We start from the raw sequence: 12,826 nt of genomic DNA, 5'->3' as shown, positions 1-12,826 counted from the left end.
ACACTGTACACTTAGAATAGTCACTTTTAAAAGCTGGAATGAATGAATGAAGCCTTAAAAAGCATTTGCATAATAGATGATGACGCCATTTCGGTTTTTGGATTAAAAAGGGCACTAAAAAAATATGATGGGGAAACGGACCCCAATCCCTTAGTTTTTGAGAATGGGCAAGATGCGATTGACGAATTTGAAGAATTAATAGAGGGCAATCAACCATTGCCCTCCGTCATTTTCATTGATTTAAATATGCCCATTATGAACGGATGGGAGTTTGTTGAGGAGTTTAAGAGAATACATCCCTCTGAGAAAACCACACCTCTTATTCTAATCATGAGTTCATCTATAGATCCAGCGGATGCAGAAAAAGCCAAAAGCTATGGGTTAGAGAATAATTACCTTTCCAAACCTGTTTCCAAAGAAATACTTGAAGCTTATTTCAATTAATTCCGCTCCCCAGGTGTAAAATCCTCCGGAGCAATTTGGGGTTGATTATTGGTACCTGCCGCACCCGTATCATTATAAATTTCCCATTCACTATTAGCAAAGTTTGGGTTCGCCATATCAACATTCAATTTTCTTAAAGCCCGTCCATCCTCAAACTCGTGATCGGTTCCGGAACCGTCCTCTCCTACTACTCCAAATGCATCAATTACCTTTCCGAAAGGGTCTATAAGTTGCAGGTTGTCATCACCGTTAGAATCTGCAGGACTATTGCTGCCAATAGCCATATCCGGTGCAAAACCATACACTCTTTGAAACTCCTCTTCATTGGGGCTGATAACAAGTGTCGTTTTTCCTTCCAATACAATTTCTGAAAGGTCAACCATAGAACTTACCTCAGTATTTGCATTTGTATACCTGACTAAAGACCATCCTTTTAAACTTAAGGCGGTTTCCGAAGCATTGAAAATTTCAACAAATCTAGCACCCACATTGTTATCGGGGTCAGCCAATTCTGAGATAAAAAGCTGATTAGAAGTAAACTCATCTATAAACGGAGCGCATCTATCATTGGTGAATTCCATATCCTGTAAACTTCTTATTATCAACTCACCCTCCAAAAGAATCCCAGTGACCCTTCCATTTAAATCCGGTACAATTTCAGATTGAAAATCGGAATACCCACTATTCACTAGGGATATTATTTGGTCGTCACAATTAATCAAAGTTCTAACGGTCTCCTCTGCCTCGTTGGCAAACGGAAGCAGTAATTCTTCCTCAACAAACTCCAAACTGTCCAAGGATACTAGAATACCAGAAGGATACTCGTTCAATCTTTCGATAGAAATTTTTACAGGTTGAATTATTGAAGGGTCATCACAAGAGGGAATGATATGTTCATCTACCACATTAGCAGGTAAACGACCCACGGATACGTTTCCAAAGGACTCAAAGGTTGCACCCAGTTTATAAACATCGCCACTCTTACCCAGATACAATCCTTTTAGTTTTATAAACACTTTACTGCCAATAGGGTACAGTAAGTGAGAATCCCTTATATCTATTTCTATTTGAAAGGCTTCTTTAGGATTAGCAACAGCATCTTGAATATGCAGTACGCTAAAAAAGTTACCTTCCTCATCTGAAGAAATTACAAAGCCCTCAATTATTAAATCCTCTTGAATTTGTATGGTTTCATCTATATAGAGTTCTTTAATTTCTGTATAAGTAGCATTAGCCATTATATTTTCATCGCATTCCGATTTGGGAGGATCATATTCCCTATTACAGGACAAAAAGCAAGTAGCAAAAACAATCACCAATAATATGTATTCAAAGAAGCGTATCATTAAAAATTTCCGTTTTTCCATACTTCTAAAAACTATAGGCGATGTTTAAAAAGAAGGTACGTCCATAGCCATACCAATATTTAGGGGCAAATGAAGGGGTGCCACTCAAATTATCATCGCGTAACTGTCCAAAATTTCCATTTCTACTTTGTTCATACCCCCCAGTCCTAAATTGCACATCAAACGCATTATTGATACTAGTGAACACACTAATATATTTACCGTTTCTCAACCATGACTTCCCGCCTATTAAATTGAGCAAATAGAAAGAATCCAAAGGTTTTTGTCTTAGCAATTCTTCAACATTTTCAGCAGTAGCATCTGGGAAAGGATTTCCTGTTTCCGGGTCTAAATAAAAACTGGAGGTTCTGGTAATAGTAGAAATGTTGGCATAATTATCTGCTAAGTAGTTAGCCGTAGCACCTATCCACCAATATTTGGGGTCTCTGTATTCAACACCTAAAGCATATGCCTGTTGTGGACCTTGAGCAAGCTTATAGTCCTTTATTTGGGCCGGACCCAAAGATAGGTTTCCGTCTATATTGATTAAATCCTCTTCTCTACCTGCCGTGTCAAAATTGATAGTAACGTTAGGGTCACTAGCAAATACATATTTGCCTATGGCTGCCACAAAATTCATTTTAACGGATGATGAAAGCTTATATTCCAATCCGAGTTCTGTACCTAAGTGCAACTTATCTAAATCCGTCAATACTTCTTGAACAAAATCGGACCCTACCCCGGTGTCCACAAAGAAGAAGTTGATGTCCGTTATATTCTGAAATCGGGTGTAAAAGGCACTCAACCTACCCGTTAAATTAGGCAGCTTAAGATGGTAGTTAACATCTAGCGTCGTAATTTTTTCATCTTGAATATTTGCAACTACCTCATTATTCTCCCTAGGATTTACAAAAACATTTTGAAGCACTGGTGCCTTATAAATTTGCGCAGCATTGACGTTCACTACATGTCTTTCGGTTATTTTATAGGTTGCACCTCCTTTAACGCCGTAGTTGGAAAAATTTACCTTATCACTCTTGCCAAGAGAATTGTTTATATATCTTTCATTTTGAAAAAGCCCTTCCCTTTGGTAAGAAGTAGTTGAATATTCACCGGCCATGAAAGCACTCCATCTGGCCTTGCTATACCTAAACTGAGCAAAACTTGAATAATTTGTAGCGTCCAAAATGTAATTGTAATTGAAAACATCTCCTCTTTGTTTTTGAACCAGGCCTGCTATGTCATTTTTGGTATTGGAAAAGGCATCCATATCATTGTGAAACTGCGCCCCCAATAAATCAGTAATTCTAGCATAATTGATAGATGAAAGTTGTGAAAAGTTCAATCCCAGGTCTACCTGAACATTCTGTAACAGATCAAAGTTGCTGATGAGATTAAAGTTAAATTGTTGATCATCCGTGACATCATCATATAAGAGATAAGCCGCCGCCTCTCTTTCATTAGACCTATAAATTGCCTCCCAATCAATTTGCGGTTCGTTTAGAAACCCTTCCTTCGCTAGATTCGCACTCGTAAAGTTTGCTCCTATAGGGCTATTGATATAAAAACTGGGAAGGTACCGGTAGTAAGTAGGATCTGGATTTGGTGCATTAAAGTACCCTAGTCTGCTTCTATTATTTGTTCCAAACTGATAGGAAACACCTGCATTCAAGTTGAATTTATCTTTTTCCACCCGATAATTTAGCATTAGGATAGGTTCTGAAATTTCTCGCTCCCGGGAATTTCGGGTCTTGTTATCTTGTTCCCCCCAATAAGGATTATAACGATTACCCGCCAATTGAAAAACTTCTTCCGTAATGGCCGATGACCTCCCACGTCTGTTAGAAGCAAATATTCCAGTGAATTGAAGGGAGTTTTTATCATTGATTTTATACTCACCTCCTACATAGGCACTATAGGCATCATATAAAGTTCCATTTATATACCCTTCTTTAGCCCATCTTTTAGAAACTGAAACAGTATATGCCAGCCCATTCTCAAGCAGTCCAGAATTGTGTGTGGCCATAAACCTACCCGCATATGTTCTATTGGAGGCAGATACCGTAAATCTAGTTCCCGGTCTTAACCCACTTGGGCGCGTATCTATATTTGTATTGCCTAAAATACCACCAAAGGTAAAATCAGAAGGTGCTAACGCATTGGTATATTGCTGATTTCTTAATACATCATTCAGTCCTCCCCAATTATTCCATTGCGGTCTACCATCATAAAACTTGTTCATTTTAATACCATTGATGGAAATATTTCCATTTTGGGAATCATACCCTCTTACCCTAAAGAAGGCTTGACCAAAATCAAAAGCCGCCCTGTTAAGGAATAGGTCTCTAGTGGCCTGCAATAATCCGGATGGATTGGAGGCAATACCATCATCCGTAAGTTCATTATCGGTTAACGTAATGAGATTGGTAGTCTGTTCAGTGGTGATGTCCTCTTCCAACATAATTGTTCCTAAACTCAAACTATCCAAAGTAAAGGTTATAGGTATTTGTTTTATTAGATAATCCGCAGACGAAATCCTTAGTAGAATTTCCCTTTTTGCAGTTGTAATTCTAAAGAATCCATTTTCTTGGGACCTTACTATATTATTAGACCCTTCAATTGTAATTTCAGCTTGAGGAATGGGATTTTCCGTTCTCTGGGAAACTAATCTTCCATCAAGTGTATACCTATCTTGAGACCAAAGACTATGCAGGGCAATAAAGGAGAAAACAAAAAGAAACCCAATGCGTTTCAATTACTTATATTTTTTGGAGAACGTATCAATATTAACAAATTAAGGATTATTCTTACCAAGAATGAGGTTTAATCAGCTAAAAAAATCGTTAATTGAAGTAGATTTTATATCCCGATGATAAATTTGAAATTACTTTTTTTACTCCTGTTTCCCTTTTTAGCAATTTCCCAAAGCAGTTCTTATAAGATAAGAACGGTTGCTTTTTATAATCTTGAAAACCTTTTTGACACCACCAATGACACTTTGATTTTTGATGATGACCGAACACCGGAGGGGAAGGATAATTGGACCCAAGAAAGATATCAGCAAAAACTAATTCACATGTCAAAAGTCATATCGGAAATTGGCTCTGACAAGACGGGAAATTCCCCGGACATTCTGGGGATTTGTGAGGTAGAAAACTTAAGAGTCATAAAAGATTTGATACATCAAGAAGTTCTTAGGGACAAGGGCTATGAAATTATTCATTATGATTCACCTGATGAAAGGGGCATTGATGTTGCTTTACTATACAAGAAATCGGCTTTTGTGCCAACTTCCACAGCAAGTCATCGGCTATTGCTCTTAAATGAGGAGCAAGAAAGAAATTACACCAGGGACCAATTGGTTGTTGGGGGCATGTTGGATGGTGAACAATTATTTTTCTTAGTCAACCACTGGCCATCTAGAAGTGGTGGTGAAGCAAGAAGCCGGCCTAACCGAATAGCCGCTGCCCAACTAAACAGACGAATTATTGATTCCCTACAAAGATTGGATGAGCAAGCAAAGATTATTAGTATGGGGGATTTTAATGACGACCCCACCAATGATAGTTTTAAAAATATACTTAAAACGAAAGGGAAAATTAAAAAGCTAGAGAAAGGAGAGCTTTACAACCCTATGGAACGCATGTATAAAAAGGGTGTAGGTTCTTTGGCCTATAGGGACAATTGGAATCTCTTTGACCAGCTTTTTATGACCGAAGCGCTTGTAGAAAAGAGAGATGAAAAGTATCACTTTTGGAAAGCCTCCGTTTTTACCGCCCCCTATCTTATAACACAAAAAGGAACCTATAAAGGCTACCCATTAAGAACTTATGCTGGTGGCGCCTATACCGGAGGTTACTCCGATCACTTTCCCGTTTACCTTTATTTAATCAGAAAAGAACCATAAAAAAACCCCTCTGGTTATAGAGGGGTTCAAACGTTTCTGCAAGCTATTAAAGTTGTTTTAACTTTAATTTGCGCCATTTCACCTTTATTCCTCCGCCGTCATGGATTTGTAAAGCCACTGACCCTTCTCCCTTACCTATTTTTTCATCGGTAAGCGTAATCATTTGGGTACCGTTCAACCAAGATGTAATTTGGTCTCCCTCTACTCGAATTTTCATTTTATTCCACTCGCCCATTTTCAAGGCTTTATCCTTTTCTGCTTCCGGCTTGATCAACCATCCTCTACCATAGGACTCATAAACACCACCGGTATCATGGCCTGGAGGTGCCACCTCTACCTGCCAGCCAGTAATTTTGGTCCCTTCGATGGTAGAACGAATAAATACACCACTATTTCCGTTGGCCTCTTGTTTAAATTCCAATGTCAATTCAAAATCCTTATAATGCTTATCAGTTGCCAAGTAGCCATAACCCTTGTCAGGACCGCTTTCACAAATGAGTAAACCATCTTCTACATACCATTTTTCGGTACCATAGATGGTCCAACCATCAAGATTTTTTCCATTGAACAATTTTTCTTTTTGGGCATGGGTGAAAGTCACCATACATACCACACACAGGGATACTAATAATCTCTTCATTTGATTTTTGGTTATAAAATTAGGGTTTGGGTTTGATTTATTTGATTGGTAAAATCAATTGAACCACGCATTCCATGGGATACGGCTCAGTAACAAAACAAGTCCGAGACCATAGAAAATGGCAATGCTTTTAAATTTTTTGTCGCCTTCTACAAATTTCTTGTGTCTAGACCAGCCAATGGTAATGAATACGATGGCCACGATATTAATTACAGGATGTTCCAGTGCCAACAATCGTGACTGGGCATTTAAACCTCCCATACCCAAGGTTTTGATAGCATTTAAGCCACTTGGGGAAACAAAGTAGAGAATCAACCCCACCAATAGCTGAATATGCGAGAGAATCAAGGCAAATAGACTTAGCCTTAAATCCTTTTCCATATTAAAGATTCTTTTACCTATCCAGCCGCTAAAGGCGTTGAAAACGGCCAAAATCAATATTAAAAGAACTACATAGGCTAAATAGGAATGAAGCACCTGAACTATTTCGTACATAAGTTGTGATTTTAAGAAGCTAAATGTACGGCTTTTTGGGCATAAAAAAACCCCGCTAGTAGCGGGGTTCTAATATAATAATGAGTGCCTAGAAATTAAATCTTGCACTAAGGTTCCAAGTTCTTCCGAAACCAAAGAATACTCTATTGCTTACATTAATACCATCATAAGTTTCGTCACCAGCTTCAACAAAATCATTTGTATCTGATTCAGCGATATATGTAGTATCAAAAACATTGTTCACATTTAATCTAAAATTTAAACTAGAATCTCCTAATGCCAATCCATAAGACAGACCAGCATCCACCAAACCAAAGGAAGGTAATTTCAGTGATCCTTCTGGACCAATGTCCGTTGCATCAAATTGTGCATATAGATTATCTGCAAAACGGTATCCAGCATCAACACTTAAGTTGTCAAGTATACCATAATCCGCTCCTAAAAACGCAGTAAACTGGGCAGCATCACCAACTTTTACTCCATCTAATTCGAGAGTTTGAGCTTGTTCGACCCCATCAATTACAATTGGGGATTGGTCATTATCGAAAAAGGTAGCCGCCACGTCATCTTTATATTCCCAATTACCAATTGAAAGCATACCGTTAAATGCCAACTTATTGCTTGCTTGAAATCTTCCGTCAAATTCAATACCTGTGTGTACCTGGGTAATACCCAATAGGTTCGCCGTACCTCGAACTTCATCAGGTTCACCAAAATTAAAAGTTGATTGAACGTTTTCAAACCTATCTGCCCATCTTGTAGAATACAAGTTAACATTAGCTCTGAATTTAGAACTTCTAAAACCATACCCTATTTCAAAACCTGTTATTTTTTCATTTGTCAAATTAGGATTCAAGTTATTTCCAAAATTTAAGAAGACAGCATCAAATAAAGGTTGTTTTTCATAATAGCCGGCATTGGCAAAAACATTATGGTGTTCATCAATGTTCCAGTTTAAACCACCTTTAACATTACCTCCAAGAATATTCTCTACATCTGTTTTTTCAGGAGGAGTTGTACCGAAAAACTCTTCTCTTGCAAAACCTTGATTAGATAGCGCACCTTGTACAAATCCTGTAATATTTTCTGTGAAATTATACTCAACCTGTCCAAATACACCTAACCATGTAACATACCCTAAATTATAGTAATCGATTTTCTCCTCATCATCAATATCACCAAAAACCCACCATGGCTGATTTGACTTATAGGTCTCACGAAATAAAGGATTAGGGTCATTGTTACGGTTATCAGTCTGTTGATATACATCACCACCCAAAAGGTTATCCACACGACGATAGTGATAGCCAGTGTATCTTCTAAGGTCAACACCAAAATCAACTGTTAGCTTTTCACTTATTCTATTGTTCAAATTAGCTAATAATCCGTACCAGTTATGAGAATTAACAGATGCCCTACGTGTAATACCATTGGTATTCAATTCATTATCATTCAAGTCACTATTGTTCACGTAAAGACCATTAATTTGCTGCCTAGGATTTCCATCATTAAAACCAGCAACTGCCGTACCGCTATTATAAGCTACGATATCATCGACTCTTATCAAACCATCAGATGTTCTCGGTAATGCAAATTGTCTTGCTCCGCCAATTTCACCAATCTCTCCAGTTCCCCCTCCACGACCGAAGGAAGCATACCCATTGGTCTGTAAGGTTGTTTTACTATTAACATCCCAAGTCCAACTTAGGCTAATAACAGGCTTGTGATAGAAATTTCTCCTGAAACTAAATTCCTCTCCATTCAAATATCCCCAATCTTCATTATATCTTCTGTTTGGTTCACCGTCTCCATCTCCGTAGAGTATTTGATTCTCAATAGAAGTTGCACGACTCCTTTGATGGTGCCATTGAGGAGCTCCTGTGACCATAAACTCCAGATTGTGGTCACCGCTAGTGTACCCTAAACCAAGAAAAAAATTGTACCCTTCAAATTTAGTTCCATCGGCATACATATTACCGCCAGTTCTACTGAGCAATAGCGAAGCAGACAACCCATTTTCTAAAATACCAGAGGAATATGATGCTAAAGTTTTTACATAACCATCATTACCAACTGTACCTCCAATGACTCCTCCTTCAGGATTCTGCGAAGTCTTAGTTACCACATTTATCGTACCCCCCACAGAGGAAACAGCTAGCTTAGAAGACCCTAAACCTCTTTGTACTTGAATCGCAGAAGTAACATCCGACAATCCTGCCCAATTGCTCCAATAGACCTGACCGTTTTCCATGTCGTTTACTGGAACACCGTTAATCATAACGGCCGAGTTATTAGTATCAAAACCTCGAATATTAATTCGGGCATCTCCAAAACCACCACCTGACTTAGTAGCGTAAATAGACGGAGTAGTATTTAATATTTCCGGAAATTCCTGAGACCCTAATTTTTCTTGAATCTCAGCAGCTTTAACTGTAGAAACCGCTACTGGTGTCTTACGGTCTTTTGCTATATCCTGAACACCTGTAACAATAATTCCTTCTAATTCTTCAGCGCTTGGCATAAGTGTAATATTTCCTATTGCTCCAGCAGAACTAAAGTTTTTTTCCTGAGGAATAAAGCCCAAATAGGTAAACTTTAAAACTCCGCTAGCGGTAGAGACTTCGATACTGAAATTACCGTCAAAATCAGTAGTAGCCCCTTTAGTAGTACCCATGACAACAACGTTTGCCCCAGGTAATGGACTACCCGTTTCCCCATCAATGACGGTACCCGTAATAGTGCCTTGTGAAAATGCGACGGCCGCCATGAAGAAAGCGACCACTGTGAAATAGATTTTTTTCATTTGTGTGTATTTGTTAGTCTTCAATTTCGCTGCAAAAGTGCCCTATTTTATAATTTCGAACATTAACACAACGTTAAATTAATTAAGTTGAAATTAACATAAAAAATTTAGCTAACTATTGAAAAGCAGTGATTTATACCTAACCCAAACACAAAATACGAATCTAACAATCTAATTCTTAAATTCCTGTAAAAGCCTCAATGTTGAGCCGTCGTGTTTGCCAATTTCAGAGCCATTAATATCTTGAAGAATTTTACCTGCCAATTGCTTACCTAATTCAACGCCCCATTGATCGTAGCTGAAAATATTCCAAATAATACCTTGTACAAATATTTTGTGTTCATACAAGGCAATGAGACTGCCTAAACTCTTTGGGGTAAGTTGATCGATCAGCAAAGTATTGGTTGGCTTATTGCCTTCAAAAACCTTAAATGGAATCAATTGCTCCATTTCCTCCTCAGCCATTCCTTTGGCTTCAAGTTCCGTGGTTACCTCTTCAACAGTTTTACCGTTCATGAGTGCCTCTGTTTGTGCAAAGAAATTGGCCATTAACTTATTATGATGGTCCACATCTCCAAACAAGGACTTTTTAAAGCCTATAAAATCTGCAGGAATAAGTTTGGTCCCTTGATGTATCAATTGAAAAAAGGCATGCTGTGAATTGGTTCCCGGTTCTCCCCAAATAATGGTTCCGGTTTGGTAGCCTACCCTTGAACCGGTACGATCCACACTTTTGCCATTACTTTCCATTATCCCTTGTTGCAAATAGGCCGAAAATCTACTCAGGTATTGTGAATAAGGGATAATAGCTTCCGTTTCTGCATCGTAAAAATTATTATACCAGACGCTTAACAAGGCCAAGACCACAGGAATGTTTTCTTTAAAATCCGCAGTTTTAAAATGATTGTCCATTTCATTGGCACCTTTCAATAAAGATTCAAAATTATCCGGACCAACGGCCAATGCTATGGATAAGCCCACGGCACTCCATAAAGAAAATCTCCCGCCGACCCAATCCCACATAGGGAAGACATTCTTTTCATCTATACCAAATTCAGCAATTGCCTCTGTATTTGTACTTACGGCAGCAAAATGCTTCGCTATATCCTTTTGGGTAGCATGCTGGAGAAACCATTTTTTAATGGTTGTTGCGTTACTCAAAGTTTCTTGAGTTGTAAAAGTTTTGGAAACCACCACAAACAAAGTGGTTTCAGGATCCAGATTTTTTAGTATTTCGTGTACATGGTCCCCATCTACATTGCTAACAAAATGAGTGGTAAGCCGATTTTTATAAAATTTTAAAGCTTCGGTAACCATAGCCGGACCTAGATCAGATCCCCCAATACCAATGTTCACCACATCCGTAAAGGCCTTGCCAGTATATCCTTTTACATCGCCATTAATTATACCAGATGCAAAATCACGTATATGCTGTTTTACATCATAAACCTCTGGTACAACATTGACACCATCCACCAGAATTTTATCAGTGCTTTTCGCCCTCAAAGCAGTATGAAGCACGGCCCTGTCCTCTGTCTTGTTAATATGCGCACCGGAAAATTGTTTTTCTATAGCATCCGAAAGCTTTATCTCATCTGCCAGTTCCAATAACAATTCCAAGGTTTTATCCGTAATCCTATTTTTAGAAAAATCAACCAAAAAATCATTCCAAGAAAGAGACAGCTTTTCTGCACGTTTATCGTCTTTCTCAAACAACTCTTTTAGGTGCGTATCTTTTGTTTCCTGAAAATGCTTGGATAATTCTTGCCATGAAGGCAACGAAGTAGGGTTTATATGATGTAAAGACATTGAGGATTGTATATTATGTTAGTATCTCTATCTGGCTAAATTAAGCCATATAGCTACTAATAACAACCTCTACTATGTGATTATTCCGTTAAGGCGGATAGCTCACCTGCCAAAAGTTCCTCTTCTACAGGTTGAGGAGGGTATGCAATACAGTCTAATTGATCCTTTAAAGGAGCAATATAATTGAAGTACGCAGGTTGCAAAGTCTCGGCCAGAGGCTCAGCTTTGGGAAGTTCTTCCCTAAGCGGGTCTACCTGTCTTCCATCTTTCCAAAAACGGTAGCAAACGTGTGGCCCACTTGTATTACCGGTCATGCCAATCCACCCGATAACATCGCCTTGTCTTACGAAATCGCCACGTTTTACGTTTTGCTTCTTCATGTGCAGGTATTGGGTGCTATAGGTGCCGTTATGCCTAATTTTAACATATTTGCCATTACCTCCACGCCTAGTAGATTCCGTTACGGTACCATCAGCAGTTGCCAAGATAGGCGTGCCTATGGGTGCCGCATAGTCAGTTCCTTTATGAGGCCTAATTTTATTACCGTAATACCTAATCCTTCTTTTTAAGTTGTATCGAGAAGATAACCTACCAAATTCCACAGGCATCCTTAAAAAAGTTCTTCTTAGGTTATTGGCACTTTCATCAAAGTAATCTACAATGCTCTTTAACGAATCATTTTCGTAAGCAAAGGCGTATACCGGTTTGCCATTATGCTCAAAATAAGCGGCATCGATACCCTCTGAACCGGCATAGATTGAATCATTGATGTACTTTTCCTTATAGACAACCTTGAACTTGTCTCCTTTTTGAAGCATAGAAAAGTCAATGGTCCAAGCATACACATTTGCCAAGTTATGGGTAACCATATAATCGATTCCTTGCTCTAACAGTGCTTCGGATAAATTACTGTTGATTACTCCAGAGACTTCCCGCTCCACAAATTTTACTTGTTTTTTCTCCTTGTAGGCACGAACAGTATCCCTCAGGTCCACAACGGTATAATTGATGACGTCGTTTTCGTAAATAAAAACCTGTGCAGTTTCAGAAGTATCACGAGATTTTAATATCATGTAGGGTTTTCCCACACGTATTCTACGAACATCAAAAGTATCTTTAAAATCTTCCGTTATCCTTGCTATTTTTGGATAATCCACTTTATGCTGCAGCATTAGTTCACCAAAACTGTCACCACGTCTTATGGTATCCATTTTAACGGTGAAATCGTCCAGATTAAAACCAAAATGCTTTTTAATAGGCTTTACAATAGGCGCAATGGCCAATTCAGTCTTTTGAATTTGTTGCTCCGTTGCGGCTTTTTCTTTACAAGAAAAGGTTAGGATAAGTACTAAAAAAAGGCCCCAGTATTTATGCATTCTGAA

The 12,826-nt window shown here is 38.5% G+C and carries 9 protein-coding genes; 2 read left to right on the top strand and 7 right to left on the bottom strand.

What is annotated here, in order from left to right; genetic code table 11:
- Positions 1-42: 42 nt before the first annotated feature.
- Positions 43-444 (top strand): response regulator, encoded by a 402-nt coding sequence (locus tag IL355_RS03365; RefSeq protein ID WP_192460776.1) that lies wholly within the window; start codon positions 43-45, stop codon positions 442-444.
- Here the strand turns inward: IL355_RS03365 and IL355_RS03360 are convergent.
- Both IL355_RS03360 and IL355_RS03355 read right to left on the bottom strand, forming a co-directional pair.
- Positions 441-1,790, bottom strand: a complete 1,350-nt coding sequence (locus IL355_RS03360) for a DUF5689 domain-containing protein (RefSeq protein WP_192460775.1) — start codon at positions 1,788-1,790, stop codon at positions 441-443. The two genes, IL355_RS03365 and IL355_RS03360, sit on opposite strands and share 4 nt — an antisense overlap.
- 25 nt (positions 1,791-1,815) lie before the next feature.
- The gene (locus tag IL355_RS03355; RefSeq protein ID WP_192460774.1) at positions 1,816-4,545 is read right to left on the bottom strand and encodes a TonB-dependent receptor; all 2,730 of its coding nucleotides are present in this window, start codon (positions 4,543-4,545) and stop codon (positions 1,816-1,818) included.
- A gap of 114 nt (positions 4,546-4,659) precedes the next feature.
- Between IL355_RS03355 and IL355_RS03350 the strand changes: the two genes are divergently transcribed.
- Entirely contained in the window at positions 4,660-5,697 is a 1,038-nt protein-coding gene (locus IL355_RS03350) for an endonuclease/exonuclease/phosphatase family protein (RefSeq protein WP_192460773.1), read from the top strand.
- A gap of 46 nt (positions 5,698-5,743) precedes the next feature.
- On the opposite strand, the gene IL355_RS03345 is transcribed toward IL355_RS03350, so the two are convergent.
- From IL355_RS03345 to IL355_RS03325, 5 genes are all read right to left on the bottom strand, one after another.
- Positions 5,744-6,337 carry a 3-keto-disaccharide hydrolase gene (locus IL355_RS03345; RefSeq protein WP_192460772.1) on the bottom strand — a complete coding sequence of 198 codons (594 nt, stop codon included), beginning with the start codon at positions 6,335-6,337 and terminating at the stop codon, positions 5,744-5,746.
- Between the two features lie 54 nt (positions 6,338-6,391).
- The gene (locus IL355_RS03340) at positions 6,392-6,832 is read right to left on the bottom strand and encodes a hypothetical protein (RefSeq protein ID WP_192460771.1); all 441 of its coding nucleotides are present in this window, start codon (positions 6,830-6,832) and stop codon (positions 6,392-6,394) included.
- A gap of 88 nt (positions 6,833-6,920) precedes the next feature.
- Positions 6,921-9,635 carry a TonB-dependent receptor gene (locus tag IL355_RS03335; RefSeq protein WP_192460770.1) on the bottom strand — a complete coding sequence of 905 codons (2,715 nt, stop codon included), beginning with the start codon at positions 9,633-9,635 and terminating at the stop codon, positions 6,921-6,923.
- A gap of 171 nt (positions 9,636-9,806) precedes the next feature.
- On the bottom strand, positions 9,807-11,444 hold the full coding sequence (pgi, locus tag IL355_RS03330) for a glucose-6-phosphate isomerase (protein WP_192460769.1): 1,638 nt from the start codon (positions 11,442-11,444) through the stop codon (positions 9,807-9,809).
- 80 nt (positions 11,445-11,524) lie between these two features.
- Positions 11,525-12,820 carry a M23 family metallopeptidase gene (locus tag IL355_RS03325; protein ID WP_192460768.1) on the bottom strand — a complete coding sequence of 432 codons (1,296 nt, stop codon included), beginning with the start codon at positions 12,818-12,820 and terminating at the stop codon, positions 11,525-11,527.
- Positions 12,821-12,826: the final 6 nt, after the last annotated feature.

It is taken from the genome of Euzebyella saccharophila (assembly GCF_014855495.1).
GTDB classification, from domain to species: Bacteria; Bacteroidota; Bacteroidia; order Flavobacteriales; family Flavobacteriaceae; genus Euzebyella; species Euzebyella saccharophila.
The sequence above is the reverse complement of the archived record's forward strand: the minus strand, read 5'-3'. Positions and strand labels throughout refer to the sequence as shown.